Source organism: Rhodococcus sp. MurmanLake-1, assembly GCF_056945715.1.
Genome location: NZ_JBWZNF010000011.1, coordinates 1 through 22,097 on the forward strand (window position 1 = coordinate 1; position 22,097 = coordinate 22,097).

Consider the following 22,097-nt stretch of genomic DNA (forward strand, 5'->3'; position numbering starts at 1 on the left):
AACCCGGAAGCTAAGCCCTTCAGCGCCGATGGTACTGCACTCGACAGGGTGTGGGAGAGTAGGACACCGCCGAACACAAATTACGAGAAGCCCCCCAACCAGTGATGGTTGGGGGGCTTTCTCGTACCCAAAACACCCCGAAACATCCCGTCGCCGGCACCCCCGGCTTCGAGCGAACGGTACATTCGTCGCCTCAGATCGACCGAACGCCCCGTTCGCACCATCACGAGCAGAAGAGCACGGCCGGCACACCCCCGACTTCGAGCGAACGGTACATTCGTCGCCTCAGATCGACCGAACGTACCGTTCGCACGATCAGGGCAGGCTCGGATTCAGGACCGCGGAAGTTGCCATGCGGGATCGCATAGCGACTGGTTAGCCAAGGTACAGATTGTGAACCCTCTCATAGGTGCGAAGTACTCTCCGATTTTGTGCCTTTGTCCCTAGTACTTTGGCCTAGGCTGAGTGTCATGGTGGGGTTGAGCAGCTCGCGGGTGTCGCATTTGCGACTCGTTCCGACGGAACCTGAAGAACTGCAAAGGTTTGTACAAGAAGCTGGCGGAGTGCGTGGGGGCATTCAGATTGCGCGATCGTTACGTTCGAAGAGGCGCGCGGTACCGGCGCAATACGCGATACGTATCAGCGTCGACAATGTATCCACTCAGATCTGGCGACGAATTCTCGTCGCGTCGGATTTGAATCTGGGCGACCTGCATTCGGTGGTTCAACGGGCAATGGGGTGGAGTGACCGTCATTCGCACTCGTGGTCCAAGTCAGGAACCCGATTTCCCGGCGAGGTCGAAGAGTATGTAGCTTCCGGAAGCAACGCCGAGCAGCGCCTCGCCGGACGAGTGGCGATCGTAGAGTCTGCGGTACGTCTGGACGAGGTCATGGTCTCGCCCGGCGATGAACTTAGATATCGCTACGGACGCTTCGGAAACTGGAGTCACACGCTGACAATTGAATCTTCGGAAGTACTGCCCGACGGATTCCAAATTGTGTGTGCCGCGGGTCGCGGTGCGTGTCCGCCGGAGGAATGCGTCGGGCCTGACGAGTACGAGCAGCTCCTCGGTGTCCTCGCTTCGGAGAAGTTGCGCTCCCACGAATGGACCCTCGAATGGCCGCAAACCGAATTCGAGCCGACACGATTCGAGATCGCTGAGGTCAACAATCGACTTCATATACCTCAACCGGACGAGATCGTTGCGCCGTACGACATCGCAATGCTCGTCGAATGCCTGGAACCCTCGCGAGTCCCGGAACTGCGCGCGGTCCTCGCTCGAGCCGGCATTGACGATGAGTCGGCAATCGGAGAGTTGGTCCACGTCGAGGCGGGCCAACGCCTTCAAGCGGTCTTGACGCTGATCGGTGTCGAAGGGGTCGACGCTGATGACTTCTTCACGACGGTCGACGCGATGCTCGACGAACCCGAACTAGGTCCTGTCAACCTTCCCAAGGGGCGATCACTCTTCGCAGTACTCAAGAGGTTTGGCCTGGTGCGAAAGCACAAAGGGCAGATTGTGCTGACGAAGCGGGGACAGTCAGCGCAGCGGGACGCATCAATCATGTGGTCGGTGATCGTCGACAGCGTTCCGGTTGCGCCGGGCGGCTCGCAGCGAGCAGTGGAACTTCTTGTCCTCCTCGCCGTAGCCGCTGGTTTGTCGCCGGCAGATCGTCATCGCTTCGTCGCGGGAGCACTGGAGTCGATTCGGTCGTCAAGCCTCCTCATGTCCGGCGCTCAGACTTCCAAACGTGACACGTCCGGGAGCACCGTAGAGGTGCTCGGTTTGATCGGCGCTACGGGGTACGAGCTGGGGAAGTTCGGCACCAAAGCGGACTCTCCCTGGGCAGCTCACCTCGCGAGGGCGATCCTGCAGCGTTAAACTCGCGCGTTCGATGCAGACAACCGAAACGGGGTTCGATCCGGCAATGCCGAATCGAACCCCGTTTCGTGTCCTGGTAGAGATCAGATGTTGACGCCGTAGTCGCGGGCGATGCCGGCGAGTCCGGATGCGTAGCCCTGTCCGACTGCGCGGAACTTCCATTCGCCGTTGTGGCGGTAGAGCTCACCGAAAAGCATGGCGGTCTCGGTGGAAGCGTCTTCCGAGAGGTCGTATCGTGCCAGCTCGGATCCATTCGACAGATCTACGACGCGGATGTAGGCGTTGGTGACCTGCCCGAAGGACTGGAGTCGGGCATCGGCGTCGTGAATCGATACGGGGAAGAAGATGTTGGTGACGTTGGGCGGTACAGCCGGGAGGTCGACGTTGATGACTTCGTCGTCGCCGTCACCTTCACCGGTGAGGTTGTCGCCGGTGTGCTCGATGGATCCGTCGGGCGAGCGAAGGTTGTTGTAGAAGACGAAGTGCAGGTCGGAAAGAACCTTGCGTTCCGGGCCGGTGACCAACGCGCTGGCGTCGAGGTCGAAGTCGGCACCACTGGTGCTGCGTGCATCCCAGCCGAGACCGACTGCGACCTTGGTGAGGTTGGGTGCGGCTTTCGACAGAGATACGTTGCCGCCCTTGGCAAGTGTGACGCCCATTCAGGTTCCTCTCGTTCGAACGAAGTGGATTTCTTCGTTCGGGAGTTCTGTGTTGTCCGTTCTCGACTCACATTACCGTGAGCGGGTAGGTGCGGTTCGACCGAATAGCTACCTCACTCGAACAGCGCGCGAAGATCCTCGGCGTCGAGTCCGGTGCCGAGTGTCCCTTCGGCGTCCATGACATTCGAGAACAATGCCGACTTCTTGGCTTTGAGCGCCATGACCTTCTCTTCGATCGTGTCTTTGGCAATGAGACGGTAGACCATGACGTTTCGTGTCTGCCCGATGCGGTGAGTGCGATCGACCGCTTGTGCCTCGGCGGCCGGGTTCCACCAAGGGTCGAGAATGAAGCAGTAGTCGGCCTCAGTGAGGTTGAGGCCGAAGCCACCAGCCTTGAGGCTGATCAGGAATACGGGGGCTACGCCAGACTTGAACTCCTCCAACACTTCACCGCGATTGCGCGTCGAACCGTCGAGATAGCTGTACGGAATTTTTTCCGCTTCGAGTCGTTTGCGGACAGAACCGAGGAACCCGGTGAATTGGCTGAAGATCAACGCACGGTGTCCGCCCGCAATGACGTCGTCCAATTGCTCGACGAGAGCGTCGACCTTGGCTGAGGGGACAGGTCCGCTTTCCTCGTCGACCAGCGAGACGTCGAGACTGAGTTGGCGTAGCACCGTCAGCGATTGCAGGATCGTGAATCGGTTCTTGTCGACGTCGTCGAGCAGTCCGAGAATCTTCTGCCGTTCGCGTTGCAGGTGGGTGTCGTAGATCGCGCGATGGCTCGGATGCAACTCGATCTCGAGTATCTGTTCCTGCTTCGGCGGCAAGTCTGCAGCCACCTGTTCCTTGGTGCGCCGAACCATCAGCGGTTTGACGCGCCGCCGAAGTTGCGCCAATCGCTCTGTGTCGCCTTCCTTTTCGATGGGGTTGCGGTAGACGTCGGTGAAGGTGGTGGGACTGGGGAACAGTCCTGGTGCAGTGATCGCGAGGAGCGACCACAACTCCATGAGATTGTTTTCCATGGGAGTGCCGGTGATCGCGAGTTTGAAGGGTGCGTTCACTGCCGTCGCACACTTGTGGACCTTGGACTTGTGGTTCTTGGCGAATTGGGCTTCGTCGAGTACCAGTCCGGACCAGACGCCCGCCGAATACGCATCGGTGTCGAGGCGAAAGAGAGCGTACGACGTCACGACGATGTCCGCCCCGTCGACGAGTGTTGCCAGGTCGGTTCTTCTGCGCCGCAGAGTATCCGTGATGACAGCGGTGTGGAGGGTTGGTGCAAACTTGGCCACCTCGGATTTCCAATTGGAGACCACGCTGGTGGGAGCAACGATCAGAAAGGGCGGCGCCGCTGGATTCGATTGCCGTGCAGTGCAGATCATTGCGAGAGTTTGCAGGGTCTTGCCCAGGCCCATGTCGTCGGCGAGTATGCCGCCCAGGCTGTGCTGCCGGAGGAAGTTGAGCCAGCGGAATCCGTCGACCTGATAGGGGCGCAGTGTTGCCGTCAACGTGGCGGGGACGTCGACGGGATCGATCCCGGAACCGCCGAGCAATCCTGCGATCTGCTTCTTCCAAGCTGCTGCCTGATGTTCGACTCTTCCCAGTGCCGTCAATTCTTCCCACAGCCCGGCTTGAAACTTGCTGATCGCGAGTTTGCCGGTTGGTCGATCGAGCAGCGACCGCGCTTCGGTGATGAGTCGGTGTAGACCGAGAAGGTCAGGTGCGTCGAGTCGGAAGAAGGCGCCGTCCGGCAGCAGTATGTGAGTCTCACCCTTGCTCAGGGCGGAGAACAGCGTGGTGAACGGAACGCCTTGTCCCGCAACGTCGACGGTGACGTCGAGGTCGAACCAGTCGGATCCGCTGCTCCCGTCGGGGGCTGACGTGCTGAGGCCGATCACGACAGCGTCGTCTGCGGGCCGATAGTCGGCGGGAGTGCCCACGACGGTGAGGTCGACGTCGTCGTTCGCGTCGAGTTGGGGGAGGAGGTCGAGTGTGAACTGCATGGAATCGAGGCCGGCCAACGTTCCCGCGAGAGTGGCCTTCGCCGCGGCCGCACCGAGGCTCTTGGCAATGGCGTCTTCGGCAACGTGGTTGCGGATCTCGGACTCGTCGGTGGTTGTGTCTGCGGTAGAAATGATCAGTTCGTCGGCATCGACTGTGTACTTCCATGCCGATTCGATGTCGATGCGGTGGTTGTCCGCGTACGTGGCGACCAGTTGTAGCCGAGGACCGGACACAGTCGGTGGGTTGTAGGCGCCGTCGGAAGATATGACGGGAGCGAGGTTTCCGAGTTTGAACACGAACCGCGAAGTGAATGCATCCCGATGCTCGGCGGGTATGTCGACCGATTTTCCGGAGTCGATCAACTGCCTCAGTTGGTGGGTTATCGGCGTGTGCAGTGGTGCGAGAGTGATCGCGTTGGCGGCGTCGAGCGCGAAGACGCCATGTGCCGGCGTGCCGACCAGTCCCCAGTCGGTATGGGTGACGATGTGCCCACCGGCCTGAATTCGGGGCGTCAGGCGGAGGTTGTTGTCTTCTGCACCGTGGACGTCGAGGCAGATGCTGGCATCGTCGAGTAGGGAGATGTTGCCGAGGCCGGCCTTCGAGTGAACGAGTGAAACGCCCACGGTGATCGCCTCACGAAGAAGAGACCAGAGTTGCGGGCTCGCGAACCCGGCAAGATCGATTTCCGCGGCATTTTGATTTCTGTAGTAATTGCCGGCGCTGTGGAGGAGATGTATGTCGCGTAGAACCCGGAGGTGATCTGCGGGGAACTGAAAAGTGCTTCCGAGTTTGTTCCAGGCGAGCCCGCCGGAGATCCACCCTCTCGCTCCTGGTTGTACGGGTTTGATGATGAGCCTTGTCGATGCGCCCTTGGTTCGGGTGGTGAATTGAATGCCAAGTCCACGTGTAGTGCGGCCGGCCGGGTCTGGTCGGAGCAACTCCTCGAGCGCGCTGTCCCATCCGAGGTGTTGTGGAGTCTTGTTCGCCTCGGCAACCGCTGCGAGCACCAACGCGACTACGTGCTTGCAGTTCATCCGCACGGGACACGTGCAGAGGCCACGCGTGAACGTTGCTGTACCGGCCGCGCTGCGACTTACCGAAATCGTGCAGGTGTACGGCTCTCGCGCAGTTCCCGATACAGCGCCGGTCAAGGTGTCAGCGGTGTCGTTCCATGCGATGGATTCGACTGCATTCTGCCGCAGGTAGACAAGTCCGCGTTCGTAGGTGGTTGTGCCCACGACAGCGCGAATTCGGTCGAGGTCGAGGGCCCTGACTGAATCCGGTTGCACGGGGGCCAGCCTAGTAGCGGTGACCGACAGATCTTGTCGTGGTCGTTTGTCCAAGAAAGTCCGAACTGCACGGTATGTTCACGGAAACATCTTTGACTGGTTTGGGAGTTTCATGAGGACTGAGCGGCGTGCGTGGATCCGATCTGCGCGCACAGGTGCGGTGTGTTTGGCCGTTTGTGCACTTTCTTTGCAGTTGGGCGGACTGTCGACGGCAGCGCCGAGTTCCGGGAGCTCGGGAAGCTCGGGAAGTCTGGGCAGCGTCGAGGGCAGCGTGAGTTCGGGGTCGACGATCCCAGGACCGCTTCAGGAGGATCCGGGCCCCAAGCCGGAGCTGCGCGACGACATCGTCGTCCCGGCCATCGTCGGCGAGAAGGTGACCGCACCGCAGGCAGTCAGGCTGACGGTGGCGTCGCCTGCACTTCGACGCGAGGTCGGCGTCGAGATCTTGCTACCCGCGGACAATTCGGTTCCGCGCCCGGCGCTGTACATGCTCGAGGGTGTCGACGCCGGTGAGAAGAGCAGCGGATGGATGACGATCGGCGGCGCCCCGGCGTTCTTCGCCGACAAGAACGTCAACGTCGTGATGCTCAACGGTGGGATCGCGAGCCTGTACTCGGACTGGGAGAATCCGGATCCGCGGCTGGGACTGCACAAGTGGGAAACCTTCATCACCGAGGAGTTGCCACCGCTGATCGACGCGCGACTCAAGACCAACGGAATCAACGCGATTGCCGGCAATTCCATGGGCGCAATGGGTGCAATGATGCTCGCCCAACGCTTTCCGGACATGTATCGCGGCGTTGCCGTGTTCAGCGGCTGTTATTCCACGATGGATCCGCTCGGCCGAACTGCCGTCCAGGCCACGATTTCTTCTCGAAGCGGAGATCCGGCCAACATCTGGGGTGTGCCAGGAGGCCCCGAGTGGGAGGCACACGATTCGTTGATCAACGCAGAGAAGCTGCGTGGCAAGGAAATCTACGTGTCGACGGCAAATGGTCGTCCCGGATCCGACGAGACGCTGCAGACTCCGGAACTACTCGAGCGTCTGGTGATCGGCGGCGGCATCGAGGTTGCTGCGCATGCCTGCACCAAGATGTTCGACGCGCGGTTGCAGGAGCTGAAGATTCCGGCGCAGGTAGATTACGAGCCGAACGGCACACACGCGTGGGCATATTGGCGTGAACGACTACCCAAGGCGTGGCCGACTTTGTCCCGGGCGTTGGGCGTCTGACGGTTCGACAACAGTGCTCGGGTTGTGGGTGCACCACAATCCGAGCGTTGGATCACTCGCAGGCGATGCCGTCGTTGTCCCGGTCGAGATGCGGGGCATATCCGTTCTGGCCCCGGTACAACGGAGCTGCGCCGGCGTTACGCACGGCAGTGCAGTTCTGGTAATACCGCGCCGGTGCGGGAGTGTTCTGCGGCGCCGGCTGGTTCTGGGGCGCTTGCGGAGCGGGCGGTGCAGGCGGTGCGAAGACCGGGGGAAGGAACGGCTGGACTGCGTCGGCAGAGCCAGTCGGAATCATGCGTGCGATCTCGATCGGTAGGAAATCGAAAACCGTGGATGCCTGAGCGGCGGGTGCGGCAACCAGAGTGATTGCGGCGCAACCTGCGATGCTGAATGCCAGACGGCGGAGCTTCATGTGACCTCGTGTTCAACTGGGCAGCCCTTCCACTTCGGAGGGCTGTGCCGGCTGAGCATACTGGCCATAACGACCAAATGGTCTATTTCGGTAAGGGTGAAACCTGGGGTGAAAAGCAGCGTCCCCGCACCGTATTGCTCGGGTGCGGGGACGCTGCTGCTGTCAGCGAGGGTTACGCGTCGACAAGTTCCTCGGCGAAGGGATCACCGTTGCGGGGAGCGTCGAAGCGCTCCTTGTCGAGGATTCCCTCACGCTTTGCGACGATGACCGGGACCAGTGCCTGGCCGGTGACGTTGACTGCGGTACGGCCCATGTCGACGATCGGTTCGACTGCGAGGAGCAGTCCGACGCCGGCCAAGGGAAGACCCAGGGTGGAGAGTGTGAGTGTGAGCATGACTGTCGCACCCGTAGTTCCGGCCGTTGCTGCCGAGCCGATGACCGAAACGACGACGATCAGCAGGTAATCGGTGAAGGTCAGCGGAACGTCGTAGAAGCCGGCGACGAAGATTGCCGCGATCGCGGGATAGATTGCGGCGCAACCGTCCATCTTCGTGGTGGCACCGAGCGGAACGGCGAACGAGGCGTACTCACGCGGAACACCGAGGTTGCGTTCGGTGACGCGCTCGGTCAGCGGCAGGGTGCCGATCGACGAGCGCGAGACGAACCCGAGCTGAGTTGCGGGCCAGACACCGGAGAAGAAGCTTCGAACCGAGAGACCGTGTGCGGCAATCAGGATGGGGTAGACCACGAAGAAGACAATGGCCAGACCGATGTAGATGGCGGCGGTGAAGACGCCCAGCGAGCCGATCGCATCCCAGCCGTAGGTGGCGACAGCGTTGGCGATCAGCGCGGCGGTGCCGATCGGGGCGAGGCGGATGATCCACCACAGGACCTTCTGGACGATCGCGAGCAGCGAAGCGTTGAACTCGAGGAACGGCGCAGCCTTGGGACCGATCTTGAGTGCAGCAATGCCGATTGCGCCGGCGATGACGAGCAGCTGCAGGACGTTGAAGCTCAGCGATGTAGTCGCCACGCCTTCGGCGACGGAAGTCTTTGCACCCAACCCCAGGAAGTTGTTCGGAACCAGTCCGGTGATGAACGCCCACCACGAGCCGGAGCTCTTGGGTTCCTTCGCTGCTTCGGCGGCGACGTCGGTCCGTGAACCGGGATCGGTGATCAGGCCGACGATGATGCCGATGATCACAGCGATGAAAGCGGTGATCGCGAACCAGAGCAAGGTCTGCACGGCCAGGCGAGCTGCATTGGCGACCTGGCGCAGGTTGGCGATGGAGCTGACAATGGCGGTGAACACCAGCGGGATCACCGCAACGGTGAGCAGCTTGACGTAACTCGAACCGATGGTCTGTACGGTGCCGACCAACCAGTTGACGTTGCCGTCGGCTGCATCAGGCATTGCCCGGGCGACGAGACCGATGATGACGCCGAGTACGAGACCGGCGACGATCTGCGGTCCGAATGCCGTCGCCCAGGACGGAAAACGGGACGTGGACTTTTCCGGCACGCCGGTGGAGGTGGAGCTGGGCATGACTATGCCTTTCGAAAATCAAGGGAGCGAAACGCAGCGCGGCACCAGAGGCCGGGCAGATTCGAAGAAATGTTTCCTGGTACGCGTCAGGTCAGAGCGAGCGCGTACACATTGCGCTCGCCTGCAGGCGAAGGTCGACGTAACGCCGACTGGTCAGGAACAACACTGTCCACACACTACTCGCAGCTTCAACTACTCGATCCCGAGGGTCGCCGCGGGAGTTCGCTTCGTGTTCGTCGGGCGTGCCCCGATCAGTCACTGTTGGTCGGTTGACTAGTCTCGACGATCAGTAGGTGCCGCACCGGCGCCTAAGCGTCGGCAAGCGGAAGCGAGAGACCGATGAGCGTTCGGAATGCCGAGTACCCGCGTCCGAAGCATTTCCTGGTGCACCTCAGTGACACGCATCTGGTGGCTCAGGGGGAGTTGTACGACGCCGTGGATGCGTCGACGAGATTGCGGGAAGTGCTCAGCGGGATCGTGGCCTCGGGCGCACGCCCGGATGCACTGATATTCACCGGCGACCTGACCGACCAGGGACACCCCGACGCATACGCGGAATTGAAAGCCATCGTGGAACCCGTGGCGGCCGAGATCGATGCGCAGGTCATCTGGGCGATGGGCAACCACGACGACCGCTCTACTTTCAGGTCTCTGCTGTTGGGCGAGGACGCCACCGATCATCCCGTCGACAACGTCTACGACCTTGACGGACTGCGGGTGATCACCCTGGATTCGTCGGTTCCCGGTCATCACTACGGTGAGATCTCGGATCGTCAATTGGATTGGCTACGCACAGAATTGGCGGTGCCCGCGCCCGACGGAACAATTCTGGCGCTGCATCATCCGCCGGTTCCGTGCATTCAGGATCTCGCGGTTCTGGTGGAGTTGCGCGATCAGTCCCGGTTGGCAGACGTCTTGCGTGGCAGCGACGTCCGGGCGATTCTTGCTGGGCATCTGCACTATTCGACGACGGCGACGTTCGCCGGCATTCCGGTGTCCGTGGCGTCGTCGACGTGTTACACCCAGGACTTGAACGTGGAAGTCGGTGGTCAGCGTGGTCGTGACGGGGCTCAGGGGTGCAACCTGGTGCACGTCTACGACGAGACAATTGTTCATTCGGTCGTTCCACTCGGCGCGCACGTGACGGTCGGTGAGCCTGTCGACGCGGCCGAGGGAGCCCGGAGGCTCAGCGCTGCCGGTATTCGAATCCTCGAGAGCGAAAAGGCGGCACGCTCGATCATCTGAGGTGGCAGGCGGTTTCCGGCACCCCGGCGCAGTTCGGGGTGATTGCCGGGCTGTCGCGTACTCACTACCGTCGAGGTAGGTGCAGAGCTCCAGCAACAAGGACCGGCTAGCTGGACGGCAACCCTTCATGCCGATGGGGTGCCCCGGAATCACACCTGGCGATACGCGCGGTGCGTGTCGCAAGCGGCAGTCGCCACGAGAACCGTCAGTCGGGTGCTGACGGTTTCTGCGGTCGGCACTGTGCGCTCCCGAGTAGTTCTCGAACAGGAGTATGCGCCGATGACCTCCACCCCCTCTTCTCATCTTGCTCCGTTGCATCTCGCCGTAGCGCTGGACGGTGCCGGTTGGCACCCTGCAGCCTGGCGAGAGCCACACTCGCGCCCGAGTGAGCTGTTCAGCGCGTCGTATTGGACTGACGTGGTGACGACCGCCGAGCGTGGTCTGCTCGATTTCGTCACCATCGAGGACAGTCTCTCGGTGCCGGCCAACCCACTCGAGCCCGTCGACGACGCGGTTGATCGGGTGCGCGCTCGGCTCGACGCACATCTCGTGGCCGCCCGACTGGCACCGATCACGAGCAACATCGGCTTGATCCCGACCATCACCACCATTCACACCGAGCCGTTTCACGTGTCCAAAGCCGTTGCCACGCTGGATTACACCTCGCGCGGTCGCGCCGGATGGCAGGTGAAGGTTTCGGCGTCGGAATCCGAGGCAGCACAGTTCGGGCGTCGCGACATCCCAGCGCTCACCGATGCCGACCGTCAGTCGATCGTTTCAGGCGTCCTCCCGGACTTCGTGCGCGACCTGTTCGACGAAGCTGCGGAGGCGGCTGACGTAATCCGGCGACTCTGGGACAGCTGGGAGGACGGCGCCGAGATCCGCGATGTGGAGCAGCGCCGGTTCATCGACCGAGACAAGTTGCACTACATCGACTTCGAGGGAAAGTACCTCTCGGTCCGTGGACCGTCGGTGACTCCGCGCCCGCCGCAGGGGCATCCCGTCGTTACCGCGTTGGCACATCAGCGGGTCGCGTACGAGCTGGCGGCGCGGACGGCCGATCTGGTGTTCGTGACGCCGTTCGACGACGAGCAGGTCACGGCAATCCTGGGTGAAGTGCGAGCCGCCGAAGAACACGTGCAGCGCACCGGCGAACCTCTTCGGGTCTTCACCGACATCGTCGTCTTCTTCGATGCGCCGGAAGAAACCGGAAAGGAACGGCTCGCTCGCCTCGACGCGCAGGCCGGCGCCGAATACCGTTCGGACGCGCTGACCTTCACCGGCTCTGCTGCGGAGTTGGCGGATCTCCTGCTCCGGTGGCAGCAGTTGGGAATCGAAGGCTTCCGGTTGCGGCCGGGCGTCCTCGTGGACGACCTCGACGCCATCGCAGGTGAGCTGGTGCCTGAACTGCAGCGACGCAGCGTATTCCGCACCGAATATCCGCAGACGAATCTTCGCGGACTCCTTGGTCTACCCATCGACGTTCCCAACCGCTACGCCGCCGGCACTCCGGCCGCCTGACAGACGAGGAATAGATTTTCATGAGTTCTCAGAAGCGTAAGCAGGTCATCCTGGGTGCCTACCTCGGCGGCGTCAACCATCACACTGCATGGTGGGATCCGCAGGCGGGCAGCCAGATAGAGTTCGATTCTTTCGAGCACACCGCTCGAACCGCCGAGCGTGGGAAGTTCGACTTCTTCTTCCTCGCCGAAGGCCTCGCCCTTCGTGAGCGTGCGGGACAGATTTTCGACCAAGACATCATCGGTAGGCCGGACACCTTCACGGTCCTTGCATCGTTGGCGGCGGTAACCGAACACCTCGGATTGGCCGGCACTATCAATGCCACGTTCAACGAGCCGTACGAACTGGCCCGCCAATTCGCGACGCTGGATCAGTTGTCCGGAGGGCGTGCCGCCTGGAACGTCGTCACCTCGTTCGACGCATTCACCGGCCAGAACTTTCGCCGCGGCGGATACCTCGACCGCGCGCAACGATACGAGCGTGCGGAGGAGACCGTAGCGCTGGTGCGTGAACTGTGGGATTCGTGGCGAAGCGACGACATCGTGGCCGACAAGGCATCAGGGCGCTTTCTCGCGCGACCGGATGCCGGTGAATTCGCTTTTCATGGATCGCATTTCGACGTGAACGGCCGATTCACAGTGCCGCGTAGCCCGCAAGGGCGCCCGGTTATTCTGCAGGCCGGGGTGTCGCCGCAGGGGCGCGATTTTGCTGCCGGCAATGCCGACGCGATCTTCTCACCGTACGGTCAGTTGCCCGAGGCGGCCGATTTCTATCGCGATATCAAAGCACGTGCCGTCGCGGCCGGACGTGACCCGGGTGACATCAAGATCCTGCCGTCGGCGAGTTTTGTTCTCGGCACCTCGGAGGCAGATGCGATCGAGAAGTACCGAGAGATTCGCGACCAGCAGGTCACCGGCCAGACCGCTTTGGTTCTGCTCGAACAGATCTGGAATCTCGATCTGTCGAAGTACGACCCCGAAGGACCACTACCCGACATCGCTCCGGATCCCGAGGCTCCGCCGATCATCCAGGGCCGCGCCTTCATTCACCAAGATCGTTTCGCGACCGTCGCAAAACTGCGCGCGGTAGCCGAGAGCAAGAAGTTGAATCTGCGCGAAGTGGTGATCGATCAGTTCGAGCGTGGACCGATCGTCGGTACACCGCAGCAGGTTGCCGAGAAAATAGATTCGTTTGTCAGCAACGACGGTTCGGACGGATTCATCCTCGGGTCGCACCTCGTGCCGACCGGCCTCGACGAGTTCGTCGACGACGTGGTGCCGCTGCTGCAGGATCGAGGTGTTCTCCGCAGTGACTACGAAGGAACGACGTTGCGTGACAATCTCGGACTGCCCATCCCGGTGCAGCGAGAGCGTGCGACAGCACGCTGATCGACCGAAGTAGCAAGGGCCCAGCCGAAATCGGCTGGGCCCTTGTTTTGTCTAGGCTTCCCAGGGCGCCGGGATGGGGTAATAGCTCTCCAGAAACTCCGTGATCTTGCGTGTGCGAAGTTCCAGATCGATCTCCGGAGCGCTGCCGTCGTTGAGGCAGAAGAAGTCCATGGAGCGCTTGGCGAGCAGTGAGTCCATGTCGCGCAAACCGGCTTTGACCGTCGTATCGACGTACTTGACGGCTGCGGACTTCTGTACCACCGACCGTCCACTCATCAGTGTGTAGTAGTGATACAGCGAATTGGTCACCGAGATATTGGAACTCGCGCGGAAGGTGCTTGCTGCAGTTGCGGCGAAGTCTTCGGCGAACTCGCGTTCCATCTCGGCCATCACGCTTTTGCGTAGTGGCGTCGCTGCGTGCTCCAGATGCCTGGTGGTCATCAGACCGAAGCGGTCCTGGAGTAGCCGGCGGTTGACGCGAGCCGCATTCTCGAACCCGCTGCGGTCGTTGTCGTTGTGTCCCAATCCGATTCTGGTGTCGGCCTCGATGAACATGCTGATCCCACCGGGGGAGAAGAACATGTCCGGGCCAACGGGGCGACCGAAGAACATGTCGTCATTGGAGTAGAGGAAATGCTCTGCCAGACCCGGAATATGGTGCAGCTGGCACTCGACAGCTTGAGAATTATGGGTAGGCAACACACTTGGATCGGCGAAGAATTTTTCGCTGGGCATGAACGTGACTCGCGGATCGTCGGCAAGCCAGTCCGGACGATCGGAATCGGTTGCGACGAAGATCCGCCGGATCCACGGCGCGTACATGTGGATGGATCGAAGCGCGTATTTGAGCTCGTCGATCTGACGGAAGCGCGCTTCTGATTCGTCGCCCTCTCCGACGATGTAGTTCTGCATGCGCTTGGCGCGCTGAGCCTGAAACTCCTTGGAAGAGCCGTCGACCCAGGAAAAGACCAGATCGATATCGAAGCTGATATCGGAGGCATGATCGGCGAACATGTTCTCGATAGTCGGCCAGATCCGGCCGAATCGCTCGACGGTTCCTCGGACAGCTTCTTCGGGGAGGACGGTTCGTCGTGTCAGTGAGTTCTCGACGGGTAGGACGATTTCTTCGTCGGAAATCGACCACAATTCGATTTGAACTCCGATGTTGGCGCCGTAGTTCATGCCGCTTGCGACGTGAACCCGCGGACGGAACAAGCGGAAGATCCGTGACTTGTTGGTTTTCGACAGGGCACCGTCCGCGACAAGGAGCGCGGGGCTCTTCTTCGCGTCGACGGTTTTGGAATAGAAGGGTGCGTTGGCGCATCCCTCGACAAGTGCCTGCCGCAGGTTTTTGCGCTCGGTCCAGCTCACCGCGATCACGGGGCGCTCGTCGTTTCCGCGGACGAGTAGATACTCGATTCCTGCGGCGTCGAGGATGTCGCGGATGAAGAGGAGATCTTCGACCATCGCTTCGAGCGGCGTGGTGGTCGTGATCGCGAGGGCAAAACGATTCTTGAATCGGACGGTCTCGGGTAGCTCGCCCATCCGTGCGCGTGACGCGGCCGACGCCGGTTCCACGGGATTGGGGCTGTCCTGCTCCGGGGGTACGAAGTAGATGTCGTGCGGAGCGGGAGATTCTGTAATGGGATGCCTTCCGATTCTGATCCAGCTGTGTATCTGTCGCCCCCGACGCTGCGAGAGCGTGGTGGCGACGAGCTCAGTCTATGCCGTCGCCGCCGAAAGTCGGACATGAGTGACGGCGATGGGTAGGGCGGGGCGAGTCGGGTACCCCGAGGACCGAAGCGAGAGTGAAGGAGGAGAACCGATGCGTGTGAAAGCGATGGTCGGAACAGGCGCGATGGCGGTTGCGCTGGCCGCCGGCCCAGTTGCGACAGCGTCTGCGGAGCGAACCGAGGCAGCGGGGTCGGAGGGTTCACCGGAGATGCTGACCTGCGAGGTGGTCTTCGATGCACTGGAAGACATGAGCCCGGAATGGGCGGAAGAGGGGATCGATCAGGTCGAAGACTGGTGTGAGTTGATCACCGGCGAAGAAGACTGACCGTCAGCCGCGCGAGATCACTCGTCGCGACAGTCGCCACCGCCCGTCTTCGAGTTCGAACTCATCGGCGTAGCTCCCGACGCCGCTGAGCTTGGGCGAGGTGGTCGTGTCGACGTAGAACGTCCACACCGCATCCGCGCGGGCTGTAGTTTCCGAGGTCACGTCCACGGCGATCGCCGTGGTGACGTGGCGTGTGAATGTGCCCGGACCTTGAATGCCGGCGGCCCGGCGCTCGACTACTCCAGCGGCAATTTCTTCACGGCCACGTCGTACCTGTGCGGGGATACCGCGATCGGGATTGGCCGGCATGTTCCATTCGGCCTCGCGGGTGAACTGCTCGACGTAGTCCTCGACAGAGCCGGTGTCAGCCAGATGGGCGATCCGAGCGAGCGTTGAACGAATCTGTTCGGCAGGGCCCTCGGGTTGCATGCTGTCCTCCGTAGACGTGGGTGCGGCAGATCGCACGCTACAGCTCATGACGACAACGACGACGGCCTCGTCCCAGTGAGCGGCAATATTCTCCGGCGAGGGAGCGGCGAACTTTGAGATCACCTCGAGTTCAACCGTATTCGAGCCTGCAGCGTAAATGATTGAGTGTTCACAGTAGGCAGCGCCATGACGACTGCCGCGCCCGTAGGCTTGACCGACTCACAGGAGATCGCCATGTCCATCACCGAACTCGAACGCGCCACTCAGACCCCGGAGCAGATCTACGCTGCCGGGGGAATCACTGTCCACAAGGTCGGTGAACTGATCGGCGCCCGCATCGACGGCGTACACCTCTCCGGGGACTTGTCCGAAGAAACCGCCTACGCGATCAACTATGCGCTGGCAGCGCACAAGGTTGTGTTCTTCCAAGGGCAGCAGCATCTCGACGACACGTCGCAGTACGAATTCGCCGGAACCCTCGGCACCCAGACCACCCCGCACCCCACGGTGAAGTCCAAGGGAGACAAGCTGTTGGTGCTCGACCGTGCTGCCAACAGTTGGCACACGGATGTGACGTTCGTCGACCGCATCCCGAAAGCCTCGATTCTGCGAGCTACGACCATTCCCGAGTACGGTGGAGCGACCACGTGGGCGTCCACTACCGCTGCGTACGAACAACTGCCGGCTTCGCTCAAGGTATTTGTCGAGAATCTGCGTGCCGTTCACACCAATGCCTACGACTACGCCGAGGTTGTCAACCAGGCGAACCCAGTGGACGCGCAGCGCCTGGCCTACTACGCCGAATTCACTCGCGAGATCTACGAGACCGAACACCCGGTAGTGCGGATCCATCCGGCGACGGGGGAGAAGACCCTCCTGCTCGGTCACTTCTTCAAGGAGTTCGTCGGCCTCAAGCCGTCGGAGTCGGTTGCTCTCTACCAGCTGCTGCAGGCACGAATCATCAAGTTGGAAAACACTGTTCGATGGAACTGGTCGGCCGGCGACCTGGCGATCTGGGACAACCAGGCGACTCAGCATTACGGTATCGCCGACTACGGGACTCAGGCCCGCAGTGTGCACCGGGTGACATTGGCCGGCGACGTCCCCGTCGACGTCCGCGGCGAGCAGAGTCGAATCCTCCAGGGTGACGCCGCGGAGTATTCGATCATCGCGGACATCGATCGGCTTCCCGGCTTCGCCGCGAACTGATCAGTCGTGCTGTGGGTGATCCGGCGGGAACATCTGTCCCCATGAGTGATTGCATGCTCGGCACGTCCATTCCGGGGTGTCCGGTCCCACGACGCAGCCTGTTCCGGCGAGCCACGGTAGGTGATCGAATGGATGGACCGGCATCCCCGGGGAACACTGAGCGGTTCTGTGTGCACCGCACTCTGGGCACGGTGGATTTTTCGCCAGCATGTAGTCGATGAAGTTGGTGTGCCCGGACGTGGCCATCCTTCCGGTGCATTTGCGGCACAGGACGGCTGGGTAGTCGTCACCAGGTTCAGCCTGCCTGAAGATCCGTGATGCGGAATGAAAGTGAAGGCGATCACCGCTGTTGAACATTCGCAACGGCAGCGGTGAGCGGCAACCTGTGCAGTTTCCCCGCTCGTGCATCAACGTTCGGGCGTGGGCAGCTGTGGACGTCGGATCCAGCGTGTCGATGTCGCCGAAGTAGTGCGCATAGTGTGACTGGCCGGCCGTGAGAATCCGGTCGGCCAGTGCGTCGTCGACCGGCCCTGGATCCGTGGGAAACGTGATGGACCATCGTTGTTCGAGTTCGGGAACGGTGGGCAAACCGTGGAGTTCGTACGGGCGTTCATCGACTTCCATCGGCGACGTGCCGTCGAACGGCGCAGCCACGGTCTCGATGCAGAGCAGCGTGCGAGGAGTGGTGTCGAGAACAGTGATCAACAGGTCGCCGATGGCCATCTTTCCGCGCATGATCCAGGGATCGACACGGGCACGGGGTTCGAGAAACGCGACCACGGCATCGAGCCACGGCGTGCCGAGTGCGATGAATACGTGCTGACCGGAGCTCCGCGTGATCATCGAACGATTCTCGCAAGGGCTGCCGACAACGTCAGGCTTTGACCACCTTGCGCCCGAGCAGCGATGCAACCAGTCCGTCGACGAAGGTCGCTTGCCGTCCGAGGGGATCGGAATCCGCTGCCGCGACGCTGCCGATCGAAATCGATCTCGTCAGGCCGGTCTCGCTGATGAATTCGGCGGCGAGGTGCGCTTCTCGGAATGTGAGGCCGCCCAGATGTGTCGTGTCGTCGACTCCGAGAACACGTCCGTCGATGATGTCCATGTCGAAATGGACGTGGACGCCGTTCACACCCTGGCCCGCCGCGGCGAGGACGCGAGGCATCAAGGCCGCCATGCCACGGCGATCGATCTCGTCGATCGTCACCAGCAATACCCCGTACTCGTCGAGTGCGCGCTTGTGATCGACCGTGGCGTTCTTGACGCCCACCAAGACGGTGTTCTCCAAACTGGGGCCGTGCAGATCCGCCGCTGACGACAGCAATTGTTCGATATCGCCGTGGGAGGCGAAAATGATTGCACCCAAATCGGTTCCGGGTTCGGTGGCGATCGGAATTCTGGTGTTCTGCCAGGCCTCGGTAGCGAGCCACAGCGGCAACGTCGTGAGATCCGCGGCGGCGTTCTCGGCTTGAATGCAGCTGAAACCGATTCCGGACATGTCTTCGCGTAGGCCGTGATCGAGGAGATGGCTTGCCAGCCCGGTAGTTTCGAGGTCGATCAATTCGACGGTCGCATTGGCATCGATCGGTTCGGTGCCCAGGACGTAGCGCTTTTCGACGTAGGGCGATGTCATCGCCATCAAGAGCGCGCCGTAATCGATCGTGAAGTCGACGGTGCCACCCAGTCGGTATTCGTCGCCTGTTTCTCCGGCGTCGACGAGGAGGTGATCGCTACTGGCGCTGATCACCTTCAGACGCGGATCGATCGGGGTCAAGCCTTCCGGCGAGATGTCTTCGCGGCCGATGGACAAGATCAGGCGTCGGCTCGGCTTGTCCTCGTTGTCGAAGACGGGGCGTCGGCCGAATGCGTCTTCCCCTGAGACTCCATACGGCCGCGACGGCTTGACCTTGGCCTCGATGATGTCCGCGGTGAGAGTGAAGGCATCGCTGTTCAGCAGTTCGTACAGTCCGGGGGGAGTAGGTGATTCGGCCAGTACGATGCTGGCACCCAAACGCAGATGGTTGATCCCCTCGGGCATCGTGCCCGTCTCGAGGAGTGGCAGCGAGAACGTATTGCCGCCGGAAACGATCGGCAGTTCGATCGAGAACCGCTTCGTGATTTCGTCGGCTAGGTAGACCAGATTCGACAGGTTGTCGACGGTCGGTTGGATGCCACCGACGCAGGCGAGGTTCGCGCCGATTCCGATCAGTCTGATGCCCTCGATGGGAAGGATTTCAGCGACTACGTCCAACGCCTCCGCCGGCAGGATCCCTTCGCGGAGATCTCCGAGGTCGATCATCAGCACGATGTCGTGGACGACTCCTCGCGTTTGTGCTGCTCTGCCCAGAGCAGCAATCGTCGTCAACTCGGAGTTGAGGCTGATGTCCGCGTAGCGGATCGTGTCGTCGATCTCGTTCAGCGACGGTGCGCGGATCAGCATCAGGGGAACGGTGATGCCGTCGCGGCGAATGCGGGCCAGGTTGTCCAGGCGGGAGTCGGCGATCTGCGTGACGCCGCCGCGGACCATTGCTCGTGCCACTTTGGGGGATCCGCACGTAGATTTGCTGACACCGGCCACCGATATACCGTGAGCGCTGGACGCCTCGACGAGGACGCGCGCATTCTGTTCGATACGACGCAGGTCGACGGTGATGGTCGGTCCGGTCATGATCTCCCCGTTTTCTCCGAAGGCGGTTCACGATCCGGGCATTCCAGACCGGACGGTTGGCGTGAGCTGGGCAACTTTGCTCCAACTGTTGTGTCGCAGGACACTTACGTGCAGTATGAGGATACAACAGTTTCCTACCAGGCACTCTAGAGGAGCGTCGATGGCTACTCTCGTCAAACACGTACTTCGGCGCAAGCCGGCTTTGCAGATAGACCAGGAGACCGGCGCAGATACCAACGGCGGTGAGCTGACCCGCAGTATCGGTTTGGCGCAGTTGTCCATGTTCGGCATCGGCGCCACGATCGGCACCGGTATCTTCTTCGTCCTCTCGCAGGCAGTCCCGGTTGCGGGTCCGGCAGTGATCATCTCCTTCGTTGTTGCCGGTATCGTCGCGGGACTCACGGCGATCTGTTACGCGGAGTTGGCCGGAGCTGTCCCGGCGTCGGGCTCGTCGTATTCCTACGCTTACGCGACGCTCGGAGAGCTTCCGGCCATGGCCGTCGGCGCGTGTCTGCTTCTCGAGTACGGAGTCTCGGCCGCGGCGGTGTCCGTTGGATGGTCGCAATACTTGAACCAGCTGCTTGGCAACCTCTTCGGGTTCCAGATCCCCGACGCGCTGTCACAAGCGCCGGAGCAGGGCGGCATCATCAATCTGCCCGCAGTGATCCTGGTGTGCCTGTGCGGTGTTCTGCTCATTCGCGGCGCCAGTGAATCGGCCAAGGCCAACGCCATCATGGTCTCGATCAAACTCGCGATTCTGCTGCTCTTCATCGTGGTCGGCATCGCCGGATGGAACAGCAATCACTTCGCCGACTTCGCACCGTTCGGATTCAGCGGCGTCATGTCCGCCGCCGGAATCATCTTCTTCTCCTATATCGGCCTCGACGCAGTGTCCACCGCCGGTGAAGAAGTGAAGAACCCTCGTCGCAATCTCCCTCTCGCGATCCTCATTGCACTCGTGTCCGTCACCGCGATCTACATCGCCGTTGTCGCCGTGGCGATCGGTGCACAGGATTCCGCATCGTTCGAAGGTCAGGAAGCCGGACTGTCCGCTATCCTCGAACAGGTGACCGGATCTACCTGGCCGGGAACACTTCTGGCCGCCGGTGCGGTGATCTCGATCTGCAGCGTCACGCTCGTGGTCATCTACGGTCAGACCCGCATCCTGTTCGCGATGTCACGCGACGGCATGATTCCGTCGATCTTCCACAAGGTGAACCCGCGGACTCTGACGCCGGTGCCCAACACCATCATCGTCTGCGTCGTCATCAGCATTCTGGCCGGATTCATTCCGATCAACTTTCTCGCCGAAATGACCAGTATCGGAACCCTGGTGGCCTTCCTCGTTGTCTCGATCGGGGTCATCATCCTGCGGCGCAGTGACCCGGACCTGCCGCGCAGCTTCAAAGTTCCCGGCTATCCGGTGACGCCGATCCTCTCGATCCTGGGTTGCCTGTGGATCATCAAGGACCTCCGAACCGTCACGATCTACGTGTTCCTCGTCTGGGTGACCGTCGCGATCATCTGGTACTTCGCCTACGGTATGAAGCACTCGCGCCTCGGTGCGAAGAACCGCGCCGAATTGGGATCGGAGTCCGACTCATGACGCTGCTCGCGGGATACGCACCCGACGGTGACAGTTCCGGAACCGTCCATCTGGCAACGCTGTTGGCACGCTCGTCCGGTGAACCGTTGGTGATCTGCGCGGTGATTCCCTCGCCGCCACCGCCCGGGATGGCGCGGGTCGACGCCGAATACCACCAGCAGTTGCGAGCCGAAGCCGAAGCGGCACTGGCGAAAGCGCGGGCAGACATGCCCTCCGATGTCGACGTGACCTATGTCGTGCATGAGGCTCAGTCGACGTCGAGTGGCCTGCTCGATCTCGTTCACGAGCACGAAGCCAAGATGATCGTCCTGGATTCGTCTACGGCCGGGGTGTTCGGTCACGTGGCTCTCGGCAGTGTCACCTCACGCTTGCTGCACAGCTCCGACGTTCCGGTCGCCCTGGCGCCGAGGGGATTTCGAACCAAGCCCGGTGAGGTGGTTCGCCGCGTCACCGCCGCATACTCGGGCACACCCGATCAAGACGATCTGGTGCTCGCCGCCGCGACCGTGGCTGCGCGTGTCGATGCCGGACTCAGACTGGCGGCGTTTGCAGTTCGCGCAAACGCGCAGTACACGACCACACTCGGGACCGAGGGGGATTCGCCGATCATCTCCGAGTGGGCCGAGGTGGTCGAGCGCGAGACCAACGCTGCCTTCGAGCGCGTGCGTGCACTGCCCGAAATACCCGACGTCATGGAATCGGTTATCAGCCATGGTCGTAACTGGGCCGAGGCGCTCGAGGGCGTCGAGTGGGACCGAGGTGACGTTCTGACTGTCGGCTCGAGCAAGGCAGGTCCACTGGCGCGGGTGTTCCTCGGCAGTCGGGCGGCGAAGATCGTGCGGTACTCACCGGTTCCGGTGGTGGTGGTCCCGCGATCGGCGTCGACCCGAATAGTCGATCAGGCCGAAGCGGAATAGCGATCAGGGCCGACGAGCGGAGTGCTTG

General features: G+C 61.6%; 17 protein-coding genes, 1 rRNA gene and 1 riboswitch. Of the genes, 10 read left to right on the top strand and 8 right to left on the bottom strand.

All coding sequences use genetic code 11. The features are described 5' to 3' along the window. A 5S ribosomal RNA gene (gene rrf / locus AC2ETI_RS25200) occupies nucleotides 1–75 on the top strand; the annotation flags it as partial. A gap of 488 nt (nucleotides 76–563) precedes the next feature. After that, nucleotides 564–1,883, top strand: a complete 1,320-nt coding sequence (locus AC2ETI_RS25205) for a plasmid pRiA4b ORF-3 family protein (RefSeq protein ID WP_483634566.1) — start codon at nucleotides 564–566, stop codon at nucleotides 1,881–1,883. Nucleotides 1,884–1,966: 83 nt separating this feature from the next. Here the strand turns inward: AC2ETI_RS25205 and AC2ETI_RS25210 are convergent, their stop codons facing one another. Together AC2ETI_RS25210 and AC2ETI_RS25215 are read right to left on the bottom strand one after the other, a co-directional pair. Continuing rightward, a complete protein-coding gene (locus AC2ETI_RS25210) occupies nucleotides 1,967–2,542 on the bottom strand; it encodes a TerD family protein (protein WP_003940660.1) in 576 nt (191 codons plus the stop codon). 113 nt (nucleotides 2,543–2,655) lie between these two features. Continuing rightward, on the bottom strand, nucleotides 2,656–5,838 hold the full coding sequence (locus tag AC2ETI_RS25215; protein WP_483634567.1) for a DEAD/DEAH box helicase: 3,183 nt from the start codon (nucleotides 5,836–5,838) through the stop codon (nucleotides 2,656–2,658). 112 nt (nucleotides 5,839–5,950) lie between these two features. On the opposite strand from AC2ETI_RS25215, the gene AC2ETI_RS25220 reads away from it, so the two are divergent. Continuing rightward, on the top strand, nucleotides 5,951–7,069 hold the full coding sequence (locus AC2ETI_RS25220; protein WP_019749282.1) for an alpha/beta hydrolase: 1,119 nt from the start codon (nucleotides 5,951–5,953) through the stop codon (nucleotides 7,067–7,069). A 52-nt stretch (nucleotides 7,070–7,121) separates the two neighbouring features. On the opposite strand, the gene AC2ETI_RS25225 is transcribed toward AC2ETI_RS25220, so the two are convergent. Then, the gene (locus AC2ETI_RS25225) at nucleotides 7,122–7,481 is read right to left on the bottom strand and encodes an excalibur calcium-binding domain-containing protein (RefSeq protein ID WP_020970160.1); all 360 of its coding nucleotides are present in this window, start codon (nucleotides 7,479–7,481) and stop codon (nucleotides 7,122–7,124) included. Nucleotides 7,482–7,653: 172 nt separating this feature from the next. Further along, a complete protein-coding gene (locus AC2ETI_RS25230) occupies nucleotides 7,654–9,027 on the bottom strand; it encodes a dicarboxylate/amino acid:cation symporter (protein ID WP_003940669.1) in 1,374 nt (457 codons plus the stop codon). Nucleotides 9,028–9,366: 339 nt separating this feature from the next. Here AC2ETI_RS25230 and AC2ETI_RS25235 point away from each other — a divergent pair, with 339 nt between their 5' ends. The 3 genes from AC2ETI_RS25235 (at nucleotide 9,367) to AC2ETI_RS25245 (ending at nucleotide 13,181) form a co-directional block, all read left to right on the top strand. Beyond that, the gene (locus AC2ETI_RS25235) at nucleotides 9,367–10,272 is read left to right on the top strand and encodes a phosphodiesterase (protein WP_080910609.1); all 906 of its coding nucleotides are present in this window, start codon (nucleotides 9,367–9,369) and stop codon (nucleotides 10,270–10,272) included. A gap of 78 nt (nucleotides 10,273–10,350) precedes the next feature. Next, a riboswitch (SAM riboswitch) is annotated at nucleotides 10,351–10,464 on the top strand. Then, a complete protein-coding gene (locus AC2ETI_RS25240) occupies nucleotides 10,447–11,793 on the top strand; it encodes an LLM class flavin-dependent oxidoreductase (RefSeq protein WP_151531919.1) in 1,347 nt (448 codons plus the stop codon). It overlaps the preceding riboswitch by 18 nt. 20 nt (nucleotides 11,794–11,813) lie before the next feature. Continuing rightward, nucleotides 11,814–13,181 (top strand): NtaA/DmoA family FMN-dependent monooxygenase, encoded by a 1,368-nt coding sequence (locus AC2ETI_RS25245; protein ID WP_020970157.1) that lies wholly within the window; start codon nucleotides 11,814–11,816, stop codon nucleotides 13,179–13,181. A gap of 51 nt (nucleotides 13,182–13,232) precedes the next feature. Here AC2ETI_RS25245 and AC2ETI_RS25250 read toward each other — a convergent pair whose 3' ends face one another. Continuing rightward, nucleotides 13,233–14,726, bottom strand: coding sequence for a stealth family protein (locus AC2ETI_RS25250; protein WP_020970156.1), 1,494 nt, complete (start codon nucleotides 14,724–14,726; stop codon nucleotides 13,233–13,235). 280 nt (nucleotides 14,727–15,006) lie between these two features. On the opposite strand from AC2ETI_RS25250, the gene AC2ETI_RS25255 reads away from it, so the two are divergent. Then, nucleotides 15,007–15,240 (top strand): hypothetical protein, encoded by a 234-nt coding sequence (locus AC2ETI_RS25255; protein WP_041815078.1) that lies wholly within the window; start codon nucleotides 15,007–15,009, stop codon nucleotides 15,238–15,240. Nucleotides 15,241–15,243: 3 nt separating this feature from the next. On the opposite strand, the gene AC2ETI_RS25260 is transcribed toward AC2ETI_RS25255, so the two are convergent. After that, nucleotides 15,244–15,792 (bottom strand): nuclear transport factor 2 family protein, encoded by a 549-nt coding sequence (locus tag AC2ETI_RS25260; protein ID WP_020908401.1) that lies wholly within the window; start codon nucleotides 15,790–15,792, stop codon nucleotides 15,244–15,246. A gap of 111 nt (nucleotides 15,793–15,903) precedes the next feature. Here AC2ETI_RS25260 and AC2ETI_RS25265 point away from each other — a divergent pair, with 111 nt between their 5' ends. Continuing rightward, on the top strand, nucleotides 15,904–16,878 hold the full coding sequence (locus tag AC2ETI_RS25265; RefSeq protein ID WP_020908400.1) for a TauD/TfdA dioxygenase family protein: 975 nt from the start codon (nucleotides 15,904–15,906) through the stop codon (nucleotides 16,876–16,878). On the opposite strand, the gene AC2ETI_RS25270 is transcribed toward AC2ETI_RS25265, so the two are convergent. Both AC2ETI_RS25270 and AC2ETI_RS25275 read right to left on the bottom strand, forming a co-directional pair. Next, nucleotides 16,879–17,721, bottom strand: a complete 843-nt coding sequence (locus AC2ETI_RS25270; protein ID WP_483634568.1) for a hypothetical protein — start codon at nucleotides 17,719–17,721, stop codon at nucleotides 16,879–16,881. A gap of 31 nt (nucleotides 17,722–17,752) precedes the next feature. Beyond that, nucleotides 17,753–19,546 carry an alanine racemase gene (locus tag AC2ETI_RS25275; protein WP_483634569.1) on the bottom strand — a complete coding sequence of 598 codons (1,794 nt, stop codon included), beginning with the start codon at nucleotides 19,544–19,546 and terminating at the stop codon, nucleotides 17,753–17,755. 160 nt (nucleotides 19,547–19,706) lie between these two features. Here AC2ETI_RS25275 and AC2ETI_RS25280 point away from each other — a divergent pair, with 160 nt between their 5' ends. Then, nucleotides 19,707–21,152, top strand: a complete 1,446-nt coding sequence (locus tag AC2ETI_RS25280; protein ID WP_047889245.1) for an amino acid permease — start codon at nucleotides 19,707–19,709, stop codon at nucleotides 21,150–21,152. Then, a complete protein-coding gene (locus tag AC2ETI_RS25285) occupies nucleotides 21,149–22,069 on the top strand; it encodes a universal stress protein (protein ID WP_003940649.1) in 921 nt (306 codons plus the stop codon). Before AC2ETI_RS25280 ends, AC2ETI_RS25285 begins: the two co-directional genes overlap by 4 nt. Nucleotides 22,070–22,097: the final 28 nt, after the last annotated feature.